The sequence below is a fragment of the Xanthomonas sp. NCPPB 3218 genome, from assembly GCF_056725185.1.
Genome location: NZ_CM161516.1, coordinates 2,032,769 through 2,054,536, shown reverse-complemented (window position 1 = coordinate 2,054,536; position 21,768 = coordinate 2,032,769). Strand labels below are relative to the sequence as shown.

The 21,768-nt window shown below is 66.1% G+C and carries 22 protein-coding genes and 3 tRNA genes; 16 read left to right on the top strand and 9 right to left on the bottom strand.

Annotation, left to right across the window (positions count from 1 at the left end; translation table 11 throughout):
* Window positions 1-49 precede the first annotated feature (49 nt).
* Window positions 50-1,021 (bottom strand): LysR family transcriptional regulator, encoded by a 972-nt coding sequence (locus AC1PLS_RS09190; protein WP_104608143.1) that lies wholly within the window; start codon window positions 1,019-1,021, stop codon window positions 50-52.
* Window positions 1,022-1,394: 373 nt separating this feature from the next.
* On the opposite strand from AC1PLS_RS09190, the gene AC1PLS_RS09185 reads away from it, so the two are divergent.
* From AC1PLS_RS09185 to fdxA, 5 genes are all read left to right on the top strand, one after another.
* Window positions 1,395-2,027 carry a 2-dehydro-3-deoxy-6-phosphogalactonate aldolase gene (locus tag AC1PLS_RS09185; RefSeq protein ID WP_039520823.1) on the top strand — a complete coding sequence of 211 codons (633 nt, stop codon included), beginning with the start codon at window positions 1,395-1,397 and terminating at the stop codon, window positions 2,025-2,027.
* Window positions 2,024-3,172 (top strand): galactonate dehydratase, encoded by a 1,149-nt coding sequence (dgoD, locus tag AC1PLS_RS09180; protein WP_024939784.1) that lies wholly within the window; start codon window positions 2,024-2,026, stop codon window positions 3,170-3,172. The genes AC1PLS_RS09185 and dgoD overlap by 4 nt, the downstream gene beginning before the upstream one ends.
* On the top strand, window positions 3,166-4,077 hold the full coding sequence (locus AC1PLS_RS09175) for an SMP-30/gluconolactonase/LRE family protein (RefSeq protein WP_184434307.1): 912 nt from the start codon (window positions 3,166-3,168) through the stop codon (window positions 4,075-4,077). Before dgoD ends, AC1PLS_RS09175 begins: the two co-directional genes overlap by 7 nt.
* Window positions 4,074-4,952, top strand: coding sequence for a 2-dehydro-3-deoxygalactonokinase (locus tag AC1PLS_RS09170; RefSeq protein WP_054591116.1), 879 nt, complete (start codon window positions 4,074-4,076; stop codon window positions 4,950-4,952). Before AC1PLS_RS09175 ends, AC1PLS_RS09170 begins: the two co-directional genes overlap by 4 nt.
* A 117-nt stretch (window positions 4,953-5,069) precedes the next feature.
* Complete coding sequence (gene fdxA / locus AC1PLS_RS09165; RefSeq protein ID WP_006453280.1) at window positions 5,070-5,393, top strand: ferredoxin FdxA; 324 nt, start codon at window positions 5,070-5,072, stop codon at window positions 5,391-5,393.
* A gap of 118 nt (window positions 5,394-5,511) precedes the next feature.
* Here the strand turns inward: fdxA and AC1PLS_RS09160 are convergent, their stop codons facing one another.
* Together AC1PLS_RS09160 and dapA are read right to left on the bottom strand one after the other, a co-directional pair.
* Window positions 5,512-6,030 (bottom strand): hypothetical protein, encoded by a 519-nt coding sequence (locus tag AC1PLS_RS09160; protein WP_024939787.1) that lies wholly within the window; start codon window positions 6,028-6,030, stop codon window positions 5,512-5,514.
* 16 nt (window positions 6,031-6,046) lie between these two features.
* Entirely contained in the window at window positions 6,047-6,955 is a 909-nt protein-coding gene (dapA, locus tag AC1PLS_RS09155) for a 4-hydroxy-tetrahydrodipicolinate synthase (protein WP_184434304.1), read from the bottom strand.
* Window positions 6,956-7,047: 92 nt separating this feature from the next.
* Here dapA and AC1PLS_RS09150 point away from each other — a divergent pair, with 92 nt between their 5' ends.
* The 10 genes from AC1PLS_RS09150 (at window position 7,048) to AC1PLS_RS09105 (ending at window position 13,226) form a co-directional block, all read left to right on the top strand.
* Window positions 7,048-7,674: a glycine cleavage system transcriptional repressor gene (locus AC1PLS_RS09150; protein ID WP_002813792.1), complete on the top strand. Its 627-nt coding sequence runs from the start codon at window positions 7,048-7,050 to the stop codon at window positions 7,672-7,674.
* 13 nt (window positions 7,675-7,687) lie between these two features.
* Window positions 7,688-8,038: a ribonuclease E inhibitor RraB gene (locus AC1PLS_RS09145; protein ID WP_039515997.1), complete on the top strand. Its 351-nt coding sequence runs from the start codon at window positions 7,688-7,690 to the stop codon at window positions 8,036-8,038.
* A 37-nt stretch (window positions 8,039-8,075) separates the two neighbouring features.
* Window positions 8,076-8,558, top strand: a complete 483-nt coding sequence (locus tag AC1PLS_RS09140) for a peroxiredoxin (protein WP_167708809.1) — start codon at window positions 8,076-8,078, stop codon at window positions 8,556-8,558.
* An 82-nt stretch (window positions 8,559-8,640) separates the two neighbouring features.
* Entirely contained in the window at window positions 8,641-10,038 is a 1,398-nt protein-coding gene (locus AC1PLS_RS09135) for a PhoH family protein (protein WP_016904785.1), read from the top strand.
* Window positions 10,038-10,520, top strand: a complete 483-nt coding sequence (locus AC1PLS_RS09130; protein ID WP_054591118.1) for a hypothetical protein — start codon at window positions 10,038-10,040, stop codon at window positions 10,518-10,520. The genes AC1PLS_RS09135 and AC1PLS_RS09130 overlap by 1 nt, the downstream gene beginning before the upstream one ends.
* Before the next feature lie 6 nt (window positions 10,521-10,526).
* A complete protein-coding gene (locus AC1PLS_RS09125) occupies window positions 10,527-11,198 on the top strand; it encodes a YoaK family protein (RefSeq protein ID WP_046342370.1) in 672 nt (223 codons plus the stop codon).
* A gap of 37 nt (window positions 11,199-11,235) precedes the next feature.
* Entirely contained in the window at window positions 11,236-12,045 is an 810-nt protein-coding gene (thiD, locus tag AC1PLS_RS09120; protein WP_065032314.1) for a bifunctional hydroxymethylpyrimidine kinase/phosphomethylpyrimidine kinase, read from the top strand.
* Window positions 12,042-12,923, top strand: a complete 882-nt coding sequence (locus AC1PLS_RS09115; RefSeq protein WP_184434301.1) for an alpha/beta hydrolase family protein — start codon at window positions 12,042-12,044, stop codon at window positions 12,921-12,923. The genes thiD and AC1PLS_RS09115 overlap by 4 nt, the downstream gene beginning before the upstream one ends.
* 40 nt (window positions 12,924-12,963) lie before the next feature.
* Window positions 12,964-13,040 (top strand) — tRNA-Arg (locus AC1PLS_RS09110).
* Between the two features lie 109 nt (window positions 13,041-13,149).
* Window positions 13,150-13,226: transfer RNA gene (locus tag AC1PLS_RS09105), tRNA-Arg, on the top strand.
* A gap of 147 nt (window positions 13,227-13,373) precedes the next feature.
* On the opposite strand, the gene AC1PLS_RS09100 is transcribed toward AC1PLS_RS09105, so the two are convergent.
* Together AC1PLS_RS09100 and AC1PLS_RS09095 are read right to left on the bottom strand one after the other, a co-directional pair.
* Entirely contained in the window at window positions 13,374-14,369 is a 996-nt protein-coding gene (locus tag AC1PLS_RS09100) for a DedA family protein/thiosulfate sulfurtransferase GlpE (RefSeq protein ID WP_184434299.1), read from the bottom strand.
* A 44-nt stretch (window positions 14,370-14,413) separates the two neighbouring features.
* Window positions 14,414-15,358, bottom strand: coding sequence for a LysR family transcriptional regulator (locus AC1PLS_RS09095; RefSeq protein WP_184434296.1), 945 nt, complete (start codon window positions 15,356-15,358; stop codon window positions 14,414-14,416).
* A 134-nt stretch (window positions 15,359-15,492) separates the two neighbouring features.
* Between AC1PLS_RS09095 and AC1PLS_RS09090 the strand changes: the two genes are divergently transcribed.
* Window positions 15,493-16,194, top strand: a complete 702-nt coding sequence (locus AC1PLS_RS09090; RefSeq protein WP_184434293.1) for a pirin family protein — start codon at window positions 15,493-15,495, stop codon at window positions 16,192-16,194.
* Window positions 16,195-16,372: 178 nt separating this feature from the next.
* Here AC1PLS_RS09090 and AC1PLS_RS09085 read toward each other — a convergent pair whose 3' ends face one another.
* The 4 genes from AC1PLS_RS09085 to alaS all read right to left on the bottom strand — a co-directional run bounded on the left by AC1PLS_RS09085 (window position 16,373) and on the right by alaS (window position 21,752).
* Window positions 16,373-18,340, bottom strand: a complete 1,968-nt coding sequence (locus AC1PLS_RS09085; RefSeq protein ID WP_184434435.1) for a methyl-accepting chemotaxis protein — start codon at window positions 18,338-18,340, stop codon at window positions 16,373-16,375.
* Window positions 18,341-18,576: 236 nt separating this feature from the next.
* Window positions 18,577-18,669, bottom strand: a tRNA-Ser gene (locus tag AC1PLS_RS09080).
* Between the two features lie 83 nt (window positions 18,670-18,752).
* Window positions 18,753-18,965, bottom strand: coding sequence for a carbon storage regulator CsrA (gene csrA / locus AC1PLS_RS09075; RefSeq protein WP_024939585.1), 213 nt, complete (start codon window positions 18,963-18,965; stop codon window positions 18,753-18,755).
* Between the two features lie 138 nt (window positions 18,966-19,103).
* Window positions 19,104-21,752 carry an alanine--tRNA ligase gene (alaS, locus tag AC1PLS_RS09070; protein WP_481104411.1) on the bottom strand — a complete coding sequence of 883 codons (2,649 nt, stop codon included), beginning with the start codon at window positions 21,750-21,752 and terminating at the stop codon, window positions 19,104-19,106.
* Between the last annotated feature and the right edge of the window lie 16 nt (window positions 21,753-21,768).

Genomic DNA, 21,768 nt, shown 5'->3' with positions numbered 1-21,768 from the left:
AAATTCACAGCCTGGTATGCCGTGCCGGAATACAAATGGAAGAGCCCGCTTAACCGGCGGATTCCGGCCCGCGCAGACCGGGGTACAAACGCCGCGCGGTGGTGCGCAGCGCCTGCAGAATGCGCTCGGCCCCGGGCGGCAGGATGTAATCGCGCCGCCGGATGATGCCGAACGACTCCATGCGGACGCCCAGCTCGATCGGCAGCACGGTCAGCAGCTTGGCCTGGATCAGCGGCGCCACCGACTCCACCGGCAAGGCGGTCAGCATGTCGGTGCCACGCAACAGCGTGGAGGTCACCGGCAGCGACGAGGTCTCGATCGCATTGGTCGGCGTCTGCACGCCGTGCTCCATGAACATTGAATCCAGCCGCGCGCGCAGCACGCTGTCGGCCGGCGGCAGGATCCAGCCATGCCGCACCAGATCCGCATGCTGCAGGCCGGTCCGACTGGCCAGCGGGTGGCCGGCACGCGCGATCACCGAATGCGGCTCGTCGGCCAGCGGCTCGAACTCCAGCTCGCCCACGCCCTCCGGCCCCAGGATGCGGCCGATCACGATGTCCAACTGGCCGTCCAGCAACTTGGCCACTAGCGGGCGGCTGTAATCCATTTCCACCCGCACCAGGATGTCGGGGAACTCGCGCTTGACCTCGGCGATCGCCTGCGGCACCAGGTTAGTACCCGGATTGACCACCGTACCGATCGAGGCTTGGCCCATCCTCCCGGCGCGCAGCGCGGCGATTTCCTCCTGCGCCCGTCCGATCTCCGACATCGCCGCACGCGCACGCCGGATCAGCACATGACCGTACCAGGTGGGCTCCACCCCGCGGGCATGCCGCTCGAACAGTTTCACCCCCAGCATGTCTTCCATTTCCGCCAGCAGCTTGGAGGCGGCCGGTTGGGTCATGCTGGCGGCCTCGGCCGCGCGCAGCACCGAGCGTTGTTCGTGCAGATGCAGCAGCAGCAGGAGCTGGCGCGTCTTGAGGCGGGCAGCGTTGAACCAGGGAGTACCGGAATTTGCCATGGGGTATCGCCACGCAGCTGTATTCGTAGGAGGAATAGAATATGCCGAAAATTTCATTTGCAGCACATATCTCCCCGCGCGAGGCTATCGAACGCCGCAGCAGGAGCCCCTACCTCCCGGGCGCGGCCAGAACAGACGTGACCCATCTTCCACGAGATGGCAACACGCACGCCATGATTGCGGAGGTGGACGACGATGACGGCAACTTGCCGGCCAATTACAGGCCGTTGGAGTGCGCACGCAAGTGCGGCAGCCACCTCGTCGCGGCTGCCTGCCGCCCTCCGCGCGCTGCCGTGCAGCGCTGCAACTTCCCCCGACGCTGGCGCCCATCCGGGCGCTGACGGCCGCTTTCCGCTCTATCGCGAGTAACACGATGACCTCAGACACCACCGCCAGCCTGTTCGCCCTGCCGCTGATCGCCATCCTGCGTGGCATCACGCCGGAAGAAACGCTCGACCATGTCGGTGCACTGATCGACGCCGGCTTCGACGCGATCGAGATCCCGCTCAATTCGCCGCGCTGGGCCGAGAGCATCGCCCTGGCCCAGCAGACCTACGGCGAGCGCGCCTGGATCGGCGCCGGCACCGTGCTGCGCAACGACGATGTCGACACCCTGGCCGAGATCGGTGCGCGCTTCATCGTCACCCCGAATACGCGCCCCTCGCTGATCCGCCATGCGGTGTCGCGCGGGCTCACCGTGGTCGCCGGTTTCGCCACCGCCAGCGAGGCGTTCGACGCCATCGATGCCGGCGCCACGATCCTGAAGCTGTTCCCGGCAGCCACCTATGGCGCCGCGCATGTGCGCGCGCTGCGCTCGGTGCTGCCCAAGCACATTCCGGTCTACGTGGTCGGCGGCGTCAGCCCGCAGACCCTGGCCGGCTTCCTTGCCCAGGGCGCCGCTGGCGCCGGCATCGGTGGCGAACTGTACAAACCCGCGCAATCGCTCGAAACGACCCAGACGCATGCACGCGCCTTCGTGCAGGCCTACCAGGAACTGCAAGGATGAAGATCACCCGCCTCACCACCTACCATGCCGCACCGCGCTGGCTGTTCCTCAAGGTCGAAACCGACGAGGGCATCACCGGCTGGGGAGAGCCGGTCATCGAAGGCCGCGCGCGCTCGGTGGAAGCCGCCGTGCACGAACTGGCCGGCTACGTCGTCGGCAAGGATCCGGCGCGCATCAACGACCTGTGGCAGACCATGTACCGCGCCGGTTTCTACCGTGGCGGCGCCATCCTGATGAGCGCCATCGCCGGTATCGACCAGGCCTTGTGGGACATCAAGGGCAAGGCCCTGGGCGTGCCGGTGTACGAGCTGCTGGGCGGGCTGGTGCGCGATCGCATGAAGACCTATCGCTGGGTCGGCGGCGACCGCCCGGGCGCGATCATCCAGCAGATCACCGACTACCGTGCGCTGGGCTTTGACACCTTCAAGTTCAACGGCACCGAGGAAATGAAGCTGATCGACAGCGCGCGCGCCGTCGATGCCGCCGTGGTCAAGGTCGCCGAGATCCGCGAAGCCTTCGGCAACAGCATCGACTTCGGCATCGACTTTCACGGCCGCGTCGGCGCGCCGATGGCCAAGGCGCTGCTGCGCGAGCTGGAGCCGTTCAAGCCGCTGTTCGTCGAAGAACCGGTGCTGGCCGAGCAGGCCGAGTACTACCCGCGCCTGGCCGCGAGCACCTCGATTCCGCTGGCGGCCGGCGAGCGCATGTTCTCGCGCTTCGAATTCAAGAACGTGCTGTGCGCCGGCGGTATCGGCATGGTGCAGCCGGACCTGTCGCATGCCGGCGGCATCACCGAGTGCGTCAAGATCGCCGCGATGGCCGAAGCCTACGATGTCGGCTTCGCCCCGCACTGCCCGCTCGGGCCGATCGCGCTGGCCGCCTGCCTGCACGTGGACTTCGTTTCGCACAACGCGGTGCTGCAGGAACAGAGCATCGGCATCCACTACAACGAAGGCGCCGACCTGCTCGATTACGTCATCAATAAAGACGATTTTCAGTGTGTCGATGGCAGTATCGCCGCGCTGCCCAAACCCGGGCTCGGTGTGGAGATCGACGAAGACATGCTCAAGCGCGCAAACGAAAATCCGCCGGACTGGCGCAACCCGGTCTGGCGTCACAGCGATGGCAGTATCGCCGAATGGTGAGCACGCCAGAACACACCGCCGTGCTGGCGGTCGACAGCCGCTGCACGCATGGCGAAGGCGTGCTGTGGTGCGAGCAACGTGAAGCGCTGTACTGGGTGGACATCAGCGAGAAGCGGCTGTGGCGGCATCATCCGCACAGCGCACACACGCAGTACTGGACGCTGCCGGACCGCCCCGGTTGCCTCGGCCTGATGGACGACGGCCGCGTGATGATCGCGCTGGCCAAGTCGGTCTGCATCGCCGACCCCGACAACGCCGACGCCGACACGCTGCCGCTCGAGCACCTGGCCGATATGGAAGTCGACAACCCGCACACGCGCAGCAACGACGGCCGCGCCGACCGTAACGGCAACCTCGTGTTCGGCACCATGGACGAGCACGACCACAAGGCCGCACGCGGCGCGATATACCAGTTTTCGCTGCGCCACGGCCTGCGTGCGTTGCCGCTGCCGGGCGTGTCGATCCCCAACTCGATCTGCTTCAGCCCCGACGGCCGCACGCTCTATTACTGCGACTCGCTGCGCCCGCAGATCCTGTGCTGCGATTACGACGCCGACACTGCGCAGACCAGCAACGTGCGCGTGTTCACCACGCTGGATCGCGACAATGCCGAGCCGGACGGCTCCATCATCGACAGCGAAGGCCATCTGTGGAATGCGCAATGGCGCGCCTGGCGCGTGGTGCGTTACCGCCCCGACGGCAGCATCGAGCGCATCGTGCAGTTGCCGGTCAAGCACCCCACCTGCAGCGCCCTCGGCGGCGCCGCGCTGGACCGCCTGCACGTGATCAGCTCGCGCCTGGACCACAGCGCCGAAGAACTGGCACGCACGCCGGAAGCCGGCGGTCTGTACGTCTGCGACGTGCCGATCAAGGGCCTGCCCGAGAGCCGGGTGGCCAGCGCATGATCGCCATCGACTGGGGCACCAGCAGCCTGCGTGGCTACCTGCTCGCTGCCGACGGCACGGTGCTGGAGCAACGCCGCGGCAGCGACGGCATCCTGGCCTGCCAGGGCCGCTTCGCCGAGGTGCTGAGCACGCTGATCGACGGCTGGGATGGCCCGCTGCTGCTGTCGGGCATGATCGGCAGCCGCAATGGCTGGGTCGAGCAGGCCTATCTGCCCTGCCCGGCCGATACCGCCGCCCTGGCGCAGGCGATGCGCAGCTACACCGACCTGCTGCCCGGGCGCACGCTGTGGTTCGTCCCCGGCGTAAGCACCGGCGAGCAGCACGGTGTGCCCGATGTCATGCGCGGCGAGGAAACACAGCTGGTCGGCCTGATCGCCGCACTCGGCGATGGCGAGCACGTCGCCTGCCTGCCCGGCACCCACAGCAAATGGGCGCAGATCGCGCACGGCCAGCTGACCGGTTTCGCCACCGTCATGACCGGCGAGCTGTATGCGGTGCTGCGCCAGCACAGCATCCTGGGCAAGCTGATGCAGGACGACCCTGCGGACCTGGACACCGACGCCTTCGCGCAAGGCGTCGACCGCAGCGCCGCGCCCGGTGGCCTCAGCCACCACCTGTTCGGCGCCCGCACGCTGGGCCTGTTCGACCGCCTCACCGCCACCGCGCTGCCGTCCTACCTCTCGGGCCTGCTGATCGGCCACGAACTGCGCGAGCAGCGCGGCAGTCACGCCACCGTGCACCTGGTCGGCAGCCCCGGCCTGGCGCAGCGCTACGCGCTGGCGCTGGCGCAGTTGGGCGTGCGGACGCAGCTGCATCGGGAAGATCTGGCTGCCACGGGATTGTTCGCACTGGCCAGGCAGCGCGGGCTGGCCTGACCGGAGACGGTCAGGACCGCGCCGCGCGGCCAGGGCTGGAGGCCGACAAATCCCGGCCAACCCCACACCGGCCACCGGACTGCTTTAGAATTGACAGGCTAAACGCCGGATTCCGCCATGCCTTTTGTTGTCACCGAAAACTGCATCAAGTGCAAATACACCGACTGTGTCGAGGTCTGTCCGGTGGATTGCTTCCATGTCGGCCCGAATTTCCTGGTCATCGACCCGGATGAGTGCATCGACTGCACGCTGTGCGAGCCGGAATGCCCGGCCAATGCGATCTACCCGGAAGACGACGTCCCGGCAGGTCAGGAAGGCTTTGTCGCGCTCAACGCCGAGCTGGCCAAGGCCTGGCCGGTGCTGACCGTGCGCCAGGAGCCGCTGCCCGATGCCGCCGAGTGGGACGGCAAGCCGAACAAGCTGCCACTGCTGCAACGCTGAAACGGCGCCTGGTAGCATCCAGCCGGCGACAACGCAGCGATAAAGCGATACCACGCACCAGAACGCAAAACGGGCGCCCGAAGCGCCCGTTCTGCTGTCTGCAGTTGCTGCAGCGGCCTCAGCCGCCCAGCTTGCCCTTCAACGCCGTGATGACCGCCACCGGCGCTGCCGCAGTGGCCGGCATGCCGCGCGGATCCACCGCTGACACATAGCTGCCGGCTTCGACCTTCACCACGCGCACCAGGAAGCTGGAGCCTTCGTAGCTGACGTCGTAGGAACCGAGCATCTGCGCCTTGCTGGCGATGGTCAGGCCGGGAATGTCGGCCAGCGCCGCGCCAACCTTGGCGAACACCTCGTCGCGCTCGCCCGGCACGGTGAAACCGCTGTTGGCGCTGGCGGACGGTGGCGCCGAAGTGTTTTGCTGCGCGCTCGATGCCAGCGTCGGCACCTTCATCGCACCGGAGGTGTCGGGCAGGTTCAGATCCGGCGGCACTTCCAGCGGACGGGCTTCCGGGGCCAGCGCGTAGTCACCGCGTGCGCCCTTGTGGAACCAGCTGCAACCGCTCGTGGCGGCGACGGTGGCGGTCGCCAGCAACGCGAGCGAGAGCACGCGGACGGGGGAAACGGAATGACGCATCGATAAATCTCCTGGGTCAGGCCGCGAGCATTTCGCGGCTGGAAAGCGCTTCCAACGCAACAGCGTCGGCGGCAAGGCGGTCGGCGGCAGGCTGGTGCGCCGCAGAAAGGGGCAGTAACGGCAGGCGCAGGCCGTGCCCGATCCCGGCGCGCTGCAGCAGCGCCTTGACCGGGATGGGATTGGATTCGATCCCGCAGAAACTGTGGTACTCGCTCAGGCGTGCGTCCCACGTGGTGGCCGCCTCGCGCTGACCATCGCGGGCCAGATCGCACAGCCGCCGGTACGCCGACGGCAACGCGTTGGACGCCACCGAAATCAGCCCGTCGGCACCGGACAGCATCGCCTGCGCGGCGCTGCCATCGTCACCGCTGAGCACGACGAAGGACTCGCTGCGCAGCGCCACCAGCGCGGCGACGCGCTCCGGCTCGCTGCGCGCTTCCTTGATACCGACGATATTCGGATGGCCGACCAGTGCGGCAACCGTCTCCGGCAACAGATCGCATCCGGTGCGGCCGGGCACGTTGTACAGCACCACCGGCAGCCCGCCGTTGTCGGCAACCGCCTGGAAATGTGCCTGCAGCCCGGCCTGGGTCGGACGCACGTACGGCGGCGTCACCACCAGCGCGTACTGCGCACCCAGCGCCGCAGCGCGGCGCGTCTGCGCGATGGTCTTGGCGGTGCCCGACAGGCCGGTACCGGCCAGCACCGGCACACGGCCGGCCACCTGCGCGGCGGCGGCACGCAACAAGGTGTCGTACTCCTCGTCGCTCAATGCCGCGGCCTCGCCGGTGGAACCGGCGACGACGATTCCCTGCACGCCGCCGTGCAGTTGCTGTTCCAGCAACCGCCGCCAGGCATCCAGGTCGAGTGCGCCGTCCGGACCGAAAGGGGTCGCCAGCGCGGTGATGATGCCGGAAAGGGACAAGATTCTGCTGCTCTTACGTGACAGGAAAGGCCCGCGCGCACGCGGGTTGTGGCCGCCTGCATGTTACTTGCGGCGCGAAACCACGGGCAAGTATGCTGGTCACCGCCAGGGCGCCTGCCCGGGCGGCCATTCAGCCTGATGCAATGCCGGAAGCCCCTTTGACCGACTCGACTCCCCGGCCTTCGCCGACCGAAAACCACCTCCTGATCAACGCCTATACGACGCATCCGGAGTCCCCCCTGTTGCCCGTCACCCGCCGCATCGCCGACAGCGGCTGCAATCTCGTGGACGCCCGCCTGGCCACGGTGGGGCGCGATGTCTCGGTCACCGCCCTGGCCACCGGCTCCTGGGATTCGGTCGCCAAGCTCGAAGCGATGCTGACCCGGCTCGAGCGCGAGGAAGGCCTGAAGCTGGTGTGGTACCGCACCGGCCCCAAGCAGACCCAGTCCAACCTGCTGCCCTACATCGTCGAAGTCATCGCAGCCGACAAGCCGGGCATCCTGTTCCAGCTGGCCGATTTCTTCGACCGCCAGGGCATCACCATCGAGAACCTGCAGAGCACGCGCTACCGCGCCATGCAGACCGGCGCGGAGATGTTCTCGGCGCAGGTGACCATCGGCGTGCCGGCCAACATGCACATCGCCGCGTTGCGCGATGATTTCCTGGAATTCTGTGATCACCTCAATCTCGACGCGATCATGGACCCGATGAAGTTCTGAGGCAGACGTTCCGATGGCCATTGCCCTTTCCGCCCTGAAACAGATGTTCGAGCACATCCGCTCCGAGACCGACTGGAATCTCGACGGGCCGTTGCGCTGGGAATACTTCTTCGCCGACCCGGCGCAGCAACCGCTGCAACACCTCGCCGAGCAACTGACCCGGGACGGCTATCGGGTCATCGACATCTTCCTCGGCGAACGCGACGAAGACGATGGCGACGACGAAGAGTCCTACTTCCTGCACGTGGACAAGCTGGAACAGCACACCATCGAGTCGCTGAATCAGCGCAATGCGCAGTTCGATGCGCTTGCCAAACGTTTCCATGTGGCTGCTTATGATGGGATGGACGTCGGCCCGGCTTGACCGCGCCGTACGCCCCTCCACTTAGGGCTGAGCAACGATGACCGACGCTGTATTCGAACTACCTGCTGCAAGCTTCGACCTGCCACTGTCGCTGTCCGGCGGCACCCAGACCACGCTGCGCGGCTATGCCGGCAAGTGGGTGGTGCTGTACTTCTACCCGAAGGACAGCACGCCTGGCTGCACCACCGAGGGCCTGGATTTCAACGCGCTGCTGCCGCAGTTCACCCAGGCCGGCGCGGTCGTGCTGGGCGTCTCGCGCGACTCGGTGAAGTCGCACGACAATTTCTGCGCCAAGCAGGGATTTACCTTCCCGCTGGTCAGCGATGGCGACGAGGCCCTGTGCCGCGCCTTCGACGTGATCAAGGAAAAGAACATGTACGGCAAGCAGGTGCTCGGCATCGAGCGCAGCACCTTCCTGCTGTCGCCCGAAGGGGTGGTGGTGCAGGCCTGGCGCAAGGTCAAGGTCGCCGGCCACGCCGACGCCGTGCTGGCCGCGTTGCAGGCGCACGCCAGACAGTGACGCCCCCTGGTTTCCCGTGTCCTCCATCACCCTGCCCTGCAGGCGTGATGGCTCGCCCCTGCTCCATCACTTGGAAGACCCAATGACCCGAGGCAAGCGCATCTACGTGCTGGACACCAACGTGCTGATGCACGATCCCACCGCGCTGTTCAAATTCGAGGAACACGATGTGTTCCTGCCGATGCAGGTGATCGAGGAACTCGACAACGCCAAGAAGGGCACGTCCGAAGTCAGCCGCAATGCGCGCCAGGTCAGCCGCTTCCTGGACGAACTGCTGGAGAACACGAATGCCGAGCAGATCCAGGCCGGCATCCTGCTCAGCCATCCGCAGGGTATCCAGCTCAAGGGCCAGGCGGCGATCGGCCGGCTGTATTTCCAGATCCATCCGATCGACCCGGGCCGCACCTTCGGCGCGATGATCCCGGACAACAAGATCCTGGCCTCGGTGCTGGCGCTGTGCGAAGAGCATCCGGATGTGCCGGTCATTCTGGTGTCCAAGGACATCAACCTGCGCATCAAGGCCTATATCAGCGGCCTGAACGCGGAGGACTACCAGAACGATCGCGCGCTGGACGATTTCAGCCTGCTGTTCACCGGCGCCATCGAGCTGCCGGACAACTTCTGGGAAAAGCACAATCAGGACCTGCGCAGCTGGAACGAGCGTGGCCGCACCCATTACGAGATCGTGCTGGCCGAGGACGAAGACTGGTATCCGAACCAGTACCTGTACCTGCCGGGCGAGGACGAAGTGGAGCTGCGCGTGGCCAAGGTCGGCGGCGGCAAGGCCACGCTGTGCCTGGTCGACGATTTCCGCAGCGGCCAGCATGCGGTCTGGGGCATCGTGGCGCGCAACCGCGAGCAGAACTTCGCGCTCAATGCCTTGATGGACCCGGAAATCGACTTCGTCACCCTGCTCGGCACCGCAGGCACCGGCAAGACCCTGCTCGCCCTGGCCGCCGGCCTGGCGCAGACGATGGATCAGCAGCGTTACCGCGAAATCATCATGACCCGCGCCACCGTCAGCGTCGGCGAAGACATCGGCTTCCTGCCCGGCACCGAGGAAGAAAAGATGACGCCGTGGATGGGCGCACTGACCGACAACCTGGAAGTGCTCACCCACAACCAGGACGGCGGCGCCTGGGGGCGTGCGGCCACCAACGACCTGCTCGCCAGCCGCATCAAGATCCGCTCGATGAACTTCATGCGCGGGCGCACCTTCCTGTCGCGCTACCTGATCCTGGACGAGGCGCAGAACCTCACCCCCAAGCAGATGAAGACACTGATCACCCGTGCCGGCCCCGGCACCAAGATCGTGTGTCTGGGCAATGTCGAACAGATCGACACGCCCTACCTCACCGAAACCACCTCCGGCCTGACCTATGCGGTGGATCGCTTCAAGGCCTGGCCGCACAGCGCGCATATCACGCTACGGCGCGGCGAGCGTTCGCGTCTGGCCGACTTCGCCTCGGAGGTGCTGTGATGCACAGGCTGCGCGGCGCGGCGGCACTCGCCGTGATGGCACTGGCCGGCTGCGCGACCACGCCGCCGCCAGCGAGCGTGCCGACCAACCTCAAGAACGGGCAGTCCTGGGTCATCACCCGCCAGGGCATCGCCGAGCAGGTGCTGGACACCTGCTCGCGCGACAGCCCGGCGCGGCATCCGGGCCAGATCACCGGCTACTGGACACCGAGCCAGCAGCAGATCGAACAGCTCGAATCCCGGCAGGACGCATTGACGCCGACCATCCCCGAGCCGCGCGATTTCGATCGCCAGTACGTGGGCGTGGTGGTCCAGGGCCAGCAGCTGATCTACATCAACGCCTTCAAACTCCCGAACGATCCGCCGGTGAAACCGGCCAAGGAAGCGATCCGGGTGTGCGATGGCGGTAGCGCCTTCTGGGGTGCGTTGTACGATCCGCAAACCGGCGCGTTCTCGCAGATCGCCGTCAACGGTACGCCCTGACCCGCGATGGGCCTGCTGCTGCCGCGCTGGGTCTGGATCGGCGCGGTAGCGTTATCGGGCGTGGCCGGCATGGTCAACGTGGTCGGCTACCTGGGCTCCGAGCATCAGGTGGTCAGCCACCTCACCGGCACCACCAGCCTGCTCGGCGTGGCCCTGGTGCAGAACAGCGCACCGGAGATCGGCTTTCTCTGGGGCATCCTGATCGCCTTCTGCGCAGGCGCCATGCTCAGCGGCCTGATCATCCAGGACGATGTCTTGCGGCTGGGACAGCGCTACGGTGCGGCGCTGCTGCTCGAAGCGCTGCTGTTGCTGGCCGCAATCCCACTGTTCAAGCTGCACCATGTCGGCGGCGCGTTGGTCGCCGCAGGCGCCTGCGGCCTGCAGAACGCCATGGCCACCACCCTCAGCGGCGCAGCGGTCCGCACCACCCATCTGAGCGGCATGTTCACCGACCTGGGCATCGGCCTGGGACATCTGCTGCGCGGGCGCCCGCTGCAGGTGCGCCGGCTCACGCTGAGCGGACTGATCATCGGCGGCTTTCTCGGCGGCAGCATGCTCGGCACCTGGCTGTTCCAGCGCTGGCACTACGACGCGCTCTACCTGCCGGCGGGCCTGACCGGAGTGACCGGTGCCGGCTACGTTGGCTATCTGCAGTGGCGTCGCTGGCGCACGCGCTGATCCGCACATCCGCCAGACAGCAGTGCAGAATCCCCCCATGACCACGTCCAGCACGCTGTCCGCCCTGACCATCGCCGGCTCCGATTCCGGCGGTGGTGCCGGCATCCAGGCCGACCTCAAGACCTTTGCCGCGCACCGCGTGCACGGCTTGTCGGCGATCGCCGCATTGACCGCGCAGAACACCCGCGCCGTCACTGCCGTGCATATCCCCCCGGTCGCGTTTCTGCGGGCGCAGATCGATGCCTGCTTTGCGGACTTCGAAATTCAGGCAGTCAAACTCGGCATGCTCGCCAACGCCGAGGTCATCCATTGCGTGGCCGATCTGCTCGAAACCCATCGCCCACCGTTCGTGGTGCTCGACCCGGTGATGGTGTCCACCAGTGGCGCCCGCCTGCTCGAAGACGCCGCGCTGGAGGCCCTGCGCGCGCGTCTACTGCCGCTGGCCACGCTGATCACACCGAATACGCCCGAAGCCGAACTGCTGACCGGCCGCCGCATCGACGATGCCGACGCCGCCGAGCATGCCACCGCCGCCCTGCTCGAACTCGGCGCCAACGCGGTACTGCTCAAGGGTGGTCACCTGCACGAGGGCGCGCGGGTGATCGACCGTTTCGATGACGGTGTCACCCAGGACGTGTTCATGCATCCGCGCCTGCAGGTCGATGCGCATGGCACCGGCTGCAGCCTGTCGGCGGCCATTGCCGCGCAGCTGTGCCAGGGCCTTTCCCTGCTCAACGCCTGCGAAGCGGCCATCGACTACATCGCGCGCGCCATCCGCCTTGGCCACAGCCCCGGTCACAGCGAGGTGCTGGTGCTGGACCATTTCGGCGCCGCGCCCAGCCCATGAGCGTGCAGGCCAGCACGCTCGCCGTGACCGCAGCGGATGGACATGCCTGGCAGGTGCTGCGCCACGCACCGGCGCGGCCGATCGCCAGCCTGCTGTGGCTGCCGGCACTGGGCGTTGCCGCCCGGCACTACCAGCCGTTCGCGCACGCCTTGGCGAGCGCTGGCATTGCGGTGTATCTGCACGAGTGGCGCGGCAACGGCAGCAGCACCCTGCGCCCCTCGCGCGAGCACGACTGGGGCTATCGCACGCTGCTTGCCGACGATATCCCCGCCAGCCGCGCGCTGCTCGACCTGCATGACCCGCAGCTGCCGTGCGTGCTGGGCGGTCATAGCCTGGGCGGCCAGCTGGCTTGCTGCCATACCGCGTTGCAGCCGGCACGGATTGCGCAGCTGTGGCTGGTCGCCAGCGGCTCGCCGTACTGGCGCAATTTTCCGGTGCCGATGCGCTACGGCCTGCCGCTGATCTTCCGGCTGCTGCCATGGCTGGCACGCACGCAAGGCGTGCTGCACGGGCGAAGGCTCGGTTTCGGCGGCACCGAGGCGCGCAGCCTGATCGCCGATTGGGCGCAGGTCGGTCGCAGCAATCGCTATCGTGCGGCAGGCACATCGTGGGATCTCGAGCAGGCGTTGGGCCAACTCGACATGCCGATCAGCGCAGTGACCTTCGCACGCGACCGCTTCGGCCCGCCCGGCGCCTTGCAGGCCTTGCTGCAGAAAATGCCGCAGGCACGTGCCGAACGTGTTGCCTTGGACGATGCGCAACTGGGCGCGCGCAGCGATCACTTCGCATGGATGAAGACGCCTGCCGCCGTGGCCGCCGCGCTGCGCCGGTGTCTTGGCGATGAGGGTGGCGACAATCGAATGTCACAAAGGGATTGACGAGGACTCCGGGCATCCGCATAATTCCGCTCCTGACGACGCGCCCGTAGCTCAGTTGGATAGAGTACCTGGCTACGAACCAGGCGGTCGGGAGTTCGAATCTCTCCGGGCGCACCATCTTCAGAACAATAAGAGACAGCCTTCAACCGCTGTCTTTTTAGTTACAAGGATTCGATCGCACTGCGACGGATCTGCGAGTTGGAAATGCAAGTCAAAACAAGATAATGCGCCCGTAGCTCAGTTGGATAGAGTACCTGGCTACGAACCAGGCGGTCGGGAGTTCGAATCTCTCCGGGCGCACCAATCTTGAAGAAAACGACCAGCTTGCTGGTCTTTTTTTTTGCCTGTCGTTCGAGCGCATGACGTAGCCGCGCTGTTACCACGTAGCGAACGCGACGCAGCAACTGCCAAAGACCAGCACGCCCGCCGCAGGACATCGCGTCACTGCGGTCAGGCCACTGCGCCCAGCACATCATTGGTACGGGCAACCACCGCCACCGGCAGCAGCGAGGTCACCGGATGCCCGGCGTCGCGCCATGCATCCAGCCCACCCAGCAACGGCCGCACGTCGCCATATCCGCGCTCGCGCATCCGACCGGCCAACCACGCCGCCGACACCTCGTCCGGACACGCGCAATAAATCACCACGCTGCGATCGCGCGGCACGCTGGCCAGGATCTGCGCGAGCTGCCGCTCGTCGGCAAACACCGCGCCGGGAATCGTGTACGGCTGCAGATCGCGATGGCCCGGCGCACGGATATCCAATACCGTCGGCCGTAGCGCTTCGTCGCCATCCAGCAACGGCACCAGTTCGTCCACCGCAATACGCGCGTGCTCCAGCGAGCGCAGCAAAGCATGCCGCCGCCACCAACGCCAGCCGACGTAGCAGGCCAGCAACACGGCCAGCACGACCACCGCACCAGAACCCAGATCCGACAGCAACGCGAGCACGTCCTGGACCTGATGCGCGAACAGCGCGCCCAGGCTCAGCCCGACGAACGCCCACAGCGACGCACCCAGGGCGTCGTAGCGCAGGAATGCCGCCGGGCGCACCCGCATCGCACCGGCCATCGGCACCGAGACCATCGACAGACCGGGCACGAACTTGGCCACCGCCAATACCCGCACACCCCAGCGCGAGAAGAACCGCTCGGTCTTCTTCATGCAGGTATCGCGCGACAGCGACAGCCGGCACAGCGACTGCAGGGTGCGGTTGCCGAAACGGCGGCCTGCCAGATACCAGGCCAGGTCACCGAGCAGACTTGCCAGCACCGACACAGCCAACGCCAGCAATCCGGCCAGCCAGGCGTCGCTCCCGCCCTGCAGCGCGTAGCCGGCACCAACCAGCACCAGGGTCGGCAGCGCCGGCACCGGCAGGCCCAGCGACAACGCCAGCACGTTGGCAAAGACCAGCGCCAATCCGTACTGTTCGATCAAGCCTTGCATGCGGCGACCCTGCGCGACGGCGAGGGCCCATTATCCGCCCTTCCTCACACGCGCGGCTGCCCGCCGGCGACGGAACGATACGTTTCGGCAAGCGACTGCAACCAGCCATCGAACAGTCCATCGCGGCGCAGTGCGCGCCGCCACCAACCCAGTGCCTCGCCCTCCTCGCCCGGCCGCCACGCCAGGTAGAAGGTTTCATCGGGTTTACGGGGCTCCACCTGCAGCGCACACAGCCGCCCGTCCTGCAGCGCGCCGCGCGCATACGGCTCGGGCAGAAAACCGTAGCCGGCACCGGCCAGCTGCAACTGCAGCTTGGCCTGCATGTCCGGCACGGTGAGCACATCGCGCGCGGAGAGTAGGCCCACCGTGCGTGGCAGCAGACGCCGCGCCGAATCCGCCACCGCGATCGCACGGTGTTCGGCCAGCTCGGCCGCGCCCAGCAGGCCGGTGCCCGCCAGCGGATGCGTGGAGGCCACCGCGAACACGAAGCCCAGCGTGCCGATCGTCTCGGCGACATAGCCGCCACCGCTCGGCCCCTCGCCCGCCGCCACGATCAGGTCCACGCGCCGATCCAGCAGCGCCTCCCAGCTGCCGGACAAGGATTCGCTCACCACGCGCAGGCGGGTGCTGTCGGCCACCGTGTAGAAGTCCAGGATCTGCGCCTGCAGCAAGGCCACCGGCAGGATCGCATCCAGCCCGATCGCGAAGTCCGACTCCCAGCCCGACGCCACCCGCCGCACCCGCACCTCCAGCTCCTGCGCGGCCCGCAGCAGCTGCCGCCCTTCGCGCAGCAGTTCGCGCCCGGCCTGGGTCGGTGTCGCCTTCGGCCCGACCCGCTCGAACAGCTGCACGCCCAGATCGTCCTCCAGCTTGGAGACCGTGTAGGAAATCGTCGACGGCACCTTGAACAACACCTTGGCCGCAGCCGCGAACGAGCCGCGGCGGTCGATCGCATCCAGAATCTGCAGTGCTTCCAGGCTGATTTTCATTGTTCGATTTTTTCGATGGTAGCGACCAAATCTACTCGCTTTTTGGCGCCGGCGCGGAGGTAGAGACTAGCCATCAAGCCGCCGGGACACCGACTCATTCCCTGGCGACACCAACCCTTTCAAGGAGAAGCAGCATGTTGAATGTCCGCAAGAGCGAAACCCGTGGCCGCGCCGAACATGGCTGGCTGTCCTCGCGCCATACCTTCTCCTTCGCCAGTTACCACGACCCGCGCCACATGGGCATCGGCCCGCTGCGGGTGATCAACGAAGACAAGGTGACCCCGGGCGAAGGCTTCGGCACCCATGCCCACCGCGACATGGAGATCATTTCCTACGTGCTGGGTGGCGCACTGGAGCACAAGGACAGCATGGGCACCGGCTCGGTCCTGCACTACGGCGATGTGCAGCGCATGAGCGCCGGCAGCGGCGTTACCCACAGCGAGTTCAATCACTCCGCCAGCGAACCGGTGCACTTCCTGCAGATCTGGGTGATGCCCGAGCGCAGCGGCATCGAGCCCAGCTACGAGGAGAAGCATTTCGATGCCGACAGCAAGCGCAACCAGCTGCGCCTGATCGCCTCGCCCGGCGGCGAGCACGGCTCGCTGCGCCTGCATCAGGACGCGCGCCTGTATGCCTCGATCCTCGACGGCGAGGTGCGTCTGCAGCAGCCACTGGCCGAGGGCCGCATCGGCTACGTCCAGGTGGCGCGCGGCAGCCTGAGCGTCAATGGCCAGGCGCTGTCGGCCGGCGATGCGTTGCAGATCACCGGCGAGCCGGAGATCGTGCTGGCCGATGCACGCGATGCGGAAGTGCTGGTGTTCGATCTGCCGAGGTAAGCGCCACCAGCTCAGCGTATGGCGTGCCGCAGACCAGGCGGCACGCTGCGCACTGGGGATCGGCCGATATCAAAAAGCCCGCTTCCGGCGGGCTTTTTTTGTGCTCAGGCACCTCTGCTTGCAGGGCAGCTGCGACGACGCCGCGCATCGACAATCCCGCGCAGCACTCTGCGCGGGATCATGCCGCCTGCGGCTTGGCAGGCCTGACAAGCGACTTGCTCGCGGGTTCGCTGCGCACGGCAGCCGCCTCCGCCGCGCCATCGCTGTCGCCATTGACCAGCGCAAACAGCGCATCGGCATCGGCTTCCAGCACACGCGCCGAGCGCGCCAGATCGTCGACCATCTGCGCCTGGTCGCGCGCCTGCACACCGATCGATTGCAGCGCGGTGTTGGCGGTGGAAATGTCCCGCGCCTGCTCCTGACTGGCAGCGGCAATCTGCTCCACGGTCGCGGTGACCCGCAGCACCGAGCTGACCATGTCCTGCATCACCGCCCCGGCCTGCTCGGCCAGGCGCGAACCATCGCCCACCTGGTCGGCTGCATTGTCGATCAAGCCCCGAATTTCCTTCGCCGAGACACTGCAGCGCTGCGCCAGGCTCCGCACCTCGGTCGCCACCACGGCAAATCCACGCCCCTGCTCGCCAGCGTGTGCCGCTTCCACGGCCGCATTCAAGGCCAGGATATTGGTCTGGAACGCGATGCCGTCGATCACCTCGATGATCTGGCCGATACGATCGGTAGCCGAGCGTATGCCGGCCGTGGTCTTGACCATGTCGGCGATGACGGTAGCGCCGCGTCGGGCAACATCGGCCGATGCCTCGGCCATGCGCTGCGCCGAGCCGGCACTGTCGGAATTGCTGCGTACGGTCTCTGCCAGCTGATCAATGGTGGTCGAGGTCTGCGCCACGGCTGCCGACTGCGTTGACGAGCGGCTCACCAGGTCCTGGTTGCTGACCGAAATATGGTGCGCCTCGCGCTGCACGTTCTGCGCAATGCTCATGGTCTGCTGCATCAACTGACGCATGCGCTCGGCCGAGCGCACCTGATCGGTGACATCGGTGGCGTACTTGACCACCTTGTACGGACGACCGGACACATCCAGGATCGGGTTATAGGACGCCTGGATCCACACCGGACTGCCGTCCTTGCGCAGCCGACGGTAGCGGCCCGCGTCGAACTGCCCACGCGCCAGCTTCGCCCAGAAATGCCGATAGTCTTCGGAGCCACCGTAGTTTGCGTCCACGAAGATGCGGTGATGCTGGCCGATCGCCTCCTCGGCGGAGTACCCCAAAATGGCCAGGAAGTTGTCGTTGGCACTCAACACGTGCCCTTCCAGATCGAACTCGATCACGCCCATCACCTTGTCGATGGCCTGGATGCGACCATCGGCGTCGGCCGAATCGATCACCTGACGGGTCACGTCGGTGGCGTACTTGACCACCTTGTACGGCCGCCCGTGCTCGTCGAGCACCGGGTTGTAGGACGCCTGGATCCACACCTCGCTGCCGTCCTTGTTGAGGCGCTTGTAGCGCCCCGCGTCGAACGCGCCGCGTCCCAGCTTCTCCCAGAACGCGCGATAGGCCGCCGACTGACGCGTTTGCGCGTCCACGAACATGCCATGGTGCTTGCCGCGAATCTCATCGAGCCGGTAGCCCATCACCGCAAGGAAATTCTCGTTGGCATCGAGCACCGTGCCATCCAGCGAAAACTCAATGACCGCCATGACCTTGTCGATCGCATCGATGCGGCCCTCGAAGTCGGCGGTCTGGCGCACCTGCGTGGTGATGTCGGTGGCGTACTTGACCACCCGATAGGCCTTGCCTGCACGATCCAGCAACGGATTGTAGGAAGCGTTGATCCATACCTCGCGCCCGTTCTTGTCCAGCCGGCAGAATCGCCCGGCGTTGAAGTCGCCACGACGCAGCGCCTGCCAGAACTGCTGATAGCTTTCGCTGTCGCGGTCGCTGGGGGTCACGAACATGCGGTGATGCTGACCGACAACTTCGTCGAGCCGGTAGCCCATCAGCGACAGGAAATTCTGGTTCGCATGCAGGATGCGGCCATCAAGATCGAACTCGATCACCGCCATCACCCGGTCCACCGCATCGGCCTTGTGCTGCAGCCCACGGCTCCGGGAAGAAAACAGGCGTCCAAGCAGAGGCGGTAGGCGCATCGGGGTGAGATCCGAGAGAGGTGTCACAGCCTTAGCGACCCGTGCCCGGCTTACTTGAATCGCTGCATGCAGCGCGTTCGTGGCAATTCAGATGCTGAGGCCGGCACAGCCACCAGCGTGGCGCCAGCGATGCCACTGCAGACCGTCACTGACCTGCCGGCACAAATGAAAACGCCCGCAAATCAGGGATTTGCGGGCGTTTGAAACACTGGCGGAGCGAGAGGGATTCGAACCCTCGATAGAGCTTTTGACCCTATACTCCCTTAGCAGGGGAGCCCCTTCAGCCGCTCGGGCATCGCTCCAGTTTTTGCGTCCTGCCGCGGTGTCCGTTGCAGGCCGCGAAGAATACCGGGTAAGAGGGGCTAACGTAAACCCTTTATGACGATCAATTCGAAGAATCGTCGCCTTGATGCGCACCGGAAGCGACCGGCTCATCCCCACGCTGGATCCGCTGATAGATTTCCTCGCGGTGTACAGCAACATCTTTCGGTGCGGTGATGCCGATACGCACCTGATTACCCTTGACGCCGAGTACGGTCACAGTGACCGAGTCGCCGATCATCAAGGTTTCGCCTACCCGGCGAGTGAGGATCAACATTTTGCAAATCTCCTGGAACCGGTGGGTTTCCCACCAGCATCGGCGGCCGACTGACGAGGCGCGCCCTAGGTAAAGGGAATAGACCGGAAATGGTAGCGGGACACCCTGCCAAGCAGCAAGGCATACCAGGACAAGTGTTCAGCCCAAGTGTTGCTTGACCCAGGAGGGCACGCCTTCCAGCGCGGTCGCAAGGGCGGGACCATCCTCGCCACCACCCTGGGCGAGATCCGGACGACCACCGCCCTTGCCTCCGATCTGACTGGCGATATGCCCGAGGAGTTCCCCCGCCTTCACCTTGCCAGTTGGGCTGCCGTTCACGCCGGCAACGAGCGCAACCTTGCCGGCAGCCGCGCCTGCCAACACGATGACCGAATCGCCCAACTGCTGCTTGAGGCGATCCATCGCATCGCGCAACGCCTTGGCATCGAAGCCCTCCAGACGCACGGCGACCACCTTGACGCCTGCCACATCGACCGCGCTGGAACCCAGGTCTGCAGTTGCGCCGGAGGCCAGCTTGGCCTTGAGCGACTCCAGCTCACGCTCAAGCCGCTTCTGACGTTCGGTGAGCGCGCGAACCTTGTCGACCACCTCGGTGGCATTGCCGCCGAGCAGGCTGGCCGCCTCAAGCAGACGTCGTTCCTCATCGGCGACATGGTCCAGCGCGCCCTGCCCGGTCACCGCCTCGATGCGACGCACACCCGAGGACACACCGCCCTCGGAGGTGATCTTGAACAAGCCGATGTCGCCGGTGCGGGTGACATGGGTGCCGCCGCAGAGCTCGGTGGAATAACCGCCCATCTTCAGCACACGCACGTTCTCGCCGTACTTTTCGCCGAACAGCGCCATCGCGCCGAAATCCAGCGCCTCCTGCATGGCCATGTTGTGCACTTCCACGCTGTGGTTGGTGCGCACCTCGGCGTTGACCTTGCGTTCGATCACGGCGAGCTCTTCGGGCGTGATCGGCTGGAAGTGCGAGAAGTCGAACCGCAAGCGGTCCGGTGCAACCAGCGAGCCCTTCTGCTGCACGTGGGTGCCCAGCACCTCGCGCAGGGCCGCATGCAGCAGATGCGTGGCCGAGTGGTTGAGGATGGTCTTGCCGCGACGCTGCACGTCGATGCCGCCTGCCAGCAGATCGCCCAATGCCAGCGCACCCTCGGTGATGCGCCCGACATGGCCATGGAACTGACCGGCAAACTTCTGGGTGTCAGTGATCTCGATGGAGACATCGCTACCGCTCAGCTGGCCGCTATCGCCGACTTGACCACCGGACTCGGCATAGAACGGCGTGCGGTCGGTGAACACGATGACCTCGTCGCCGGCTTCCGCGCGTTCAACTGGACGGCCCTGCTTGAGTAACGCCACGACCTTGAGTGCATCGGCATCGTAGGCCTCGTAGCCCAGAAACACCGTCGGCGACATGGTGGCGACCAGATCGGCCGGCAATGCGACGCCGCCACCGAACTTGCCGGCGGCACGCGCGGTCTCGCGCTGACGCTCCATGGCGAACTCGAAGCCCTCCATGTCCACGCGCAAGCCGCGCTCGCGTGCGATGTCGGAGGTCAGATCGACCGGGAACCCGTAGGTATCGAAAAGGCGGAACGCATCGGCGCCGGGAATCACTTCCTGCGAGCGCGCAGCAACGTCGTCGAAGATCTTCATGCCGGCGTCCAGCGTCTCGGCAAAACGCTCTTCTTCGGCCAGCAGTGCGCGCGCGACGGTCTCCCGCGCGACCACCAGTTCGGGATAGGCCTCGCCCATCAGCTCGACCAGGGTCGGCACCATCTTGCTGAAGAACGGCTGGCGTACCCCCAGCATCCAGCCGTGGCGCAGCGCACGCCGGATGATCCGGCGCAGCACATAGCCGCGGCCTTCGTTGGACGGCAGCACACCGTCGACGATCAGGAACGAACAGGCGCGGATGTGATCGGCGATCACCCGCAGCGACTTGTTCTCCAGATCGGTGACGCCGGTCAGCGCGCTGGCCTTGCCGATCAAGGCCTGGAACAGATCGATCTCGTAGTTGGTATGCACGTGCTGCAGGATCGCAGCCAGGCGCTCCAGGCCCATGCCGGTATCCACGCACGGGGCCGGCAACGGCACCAGGGTGCCGTCGGGCTGGCGATCGAACTGCATGAACACCAGGTTCCAGATCTCGATGAAGCGGTCGCCATCCTCGTCCGGGGAGCCCGGGGGGCCACCGGCGATGTGGTCGCCATGATCAAAGAAGATCTCGGTGCAGGGGCCGCACGGGCCGGTATCGGCCATCTGCCAGAAGTTGTCCGACGCGTACGGCGCACCCTTGTTGTCGCCGATGCGCACGATGCGGCTTTCCGGAATGCCGATCATGTCGCGCCACAGCGCGAAGGCTTCTTCGTCGGTGTGATAGACGGTGACCAGCAACCGCTCCGCCGGCAGCTTCCAGACCTGGGTCAGCAGCTCCCAGGCCCAGCTGATGGCGTCCTTCTTGAAGTAATCGCCGAACGACCAGTTGCCCAGCATCTCGAAGAAGGTGTGATGGCGCGCGGTGTAGCCCACCGAATCCAGATCGTTGTGCTTGCCGCCGGCACGCAGGCAGCGCTGTACGTCGGCCGCGCGCACGTAGCTACGCTTCTCCGCGCCGAGGAAGACGTCCTTGAACTGGACCATGCCGGAGTTGGTGAACAGCAAGGTCGGGTCGTTGCCCGGCACCAGCGGCGCGGATGGCACGATGGTGTGGCCCTTCCCCTCGAAGAACGCGAGGAAGTCACTACGGATCTGGGAAGTGCTGAATTTGGCGGATGCGTTCATGTGCTGGCATTGGGCG

Excerpts from the sequence above, each read along its gene's own strand:
- AC1PLS_RS09190 (WP_104608143.1), bottom strand. The coding sequence starts at position 1,021 with ATGGCAAATTCCGGTACTCCCTGGTTCAACGCTGCCCGCCTCAAGACG.
- AC1PLS_RS09185 (WP_039520823.1), top strand. The coding sequence starts at position 1,395 with ATGACCTCAGACACCACCGCCAGCCTGTTCGCCCTGCCGCTGATCGCC.
- dgoD (WP_024939784.1), top strand. The coding sequence starts at position 2,024 with ATGAAGATCACCCGCCTCACCACCTACCATGCCGCACCGCGCTGGCTG.
- AC1PLS_RS09175 (WP_184434307.1), top strand. The coding sequence starts at position 3,166 with ATGGTGAGCACGCCAGAACACACCGCCGTGCTGGCGGTCGACAGCCGC.
- AC1PLS_RS09170 (WP_054591116.1), top strand. The coding sequence starts at position 4,074 with ATGATCGCCATCGACTGGGGCACCAGCAGCCTGCGTGGCTACCTGCTC.
- fdxA (WP_006453280.1), top strand. The coding sequence starts at position 5,070 with ATGCCTTTTGTTGTCACCGAAAACTGCATCAAGTGCAAATACACCGAC.
- AC1PLS_RS09160 (WP_024939787.1), bottom strand. The coding sequence starts at position 6,030 with ATGCGTCATTCCGTTTCCCCCGTCCGCGTGCTCTCGCTCGCGTTGCTG.
- AC1PLS_RS09150 (WP_002813792.1), top strand. The coding sequence starts at position 7,048 with ATGCTGGTCACCGCCAGGGCGCCTGCCCGGGCGGCCATTCAGCCTGAT.
- AC1PLS_RS09145 (WP_039515997.1), top strand. The coding sequence starts at position 7,688 with ATGGCCATTGCCCTTTCCGCCCTGAAACAGATGTTCGAGCACATCCGC.
- AC1PLS_RS09140 (WP_167708809.1), top strand. The coding sequence starts at position 8,076 with ATGACCGACGCTGTATTCGAACTACCTGCTGCAAGCTTCGACCTGCCA.
- AC1PLS_RS09135 (WP_016904785.1), top strand. The coding sequence starts at position 8,641 with ATGACCCGAGGCAAGCGCATCTACGTGCTGGACACCAACGTGCTGATG.
- AC1PLS_RS09130 (WP_054591118.1), top strand. The coding sequence starts at position 10,038 with ATGCACAGGCTGCGCGGCGCGGCGGCACTCGCCGTGATGGCACTGGCC.
- AC1PLS_RS09125 (WP_046342370.1), top strand. The coding sequence starts at position 10,527 with ATGGGCCTGCTGCTGCCGCGCTGGGTCTGGATCGGCGCGGTAGCGTTA.
- thiD (WP_065032314.1), top strand. The coding sequence starts at position 11,236 with ATGACCACGTCCAGCACGCTGTCCGCCCTGACCATCGCCGGCTCCGAT.
- AC1PLS_RS09115 (WP_184434301.1), top strand. The coding sequence starts at position 12,042 with ATGAGCGTGCAGGCCAGCACGCTCGCCGTGACCGCAGCGGATGGACAT.
- AC1PLS_RS09100 (WP_184434299.1), bottom strand. The coding sequence starts at position 14,369 with ATGCAAGGCTTGATCGAACAGTACGGATTGGCGCTGGTCTTTGCCAAC.
- AC1PLS_RS09095 (WP_184434296.1), bottom strand. The coding sequence starts at position 15,358 with ATGAAAATCAGCCTGGAAGCACTGCAGATTCTGGATGCGATCGACCGC.
- AC1PLS_RS09090 (WP_184434293.1), top strand. The coding sequence starts at position 15,493 with ATGTTGAATGTCCGCAAGAGCGAAACCCGTGGCCGCGCCGAACATGGC.
- csrA (WP_024939585.1), bottom strand. The coding sequence starts at position 18,965 with ATGTTGATCCTCACTCGCCGGGTAGGCGAAACCTTGATGATCGGCGAC.
- alaS (WP_481104411.1), bottom strand. The coding sequence starts at position 21,752 with ATGAACGCATCCGCCAAATTCAGCACTTCCCAGATCCGTAGTGACTTC.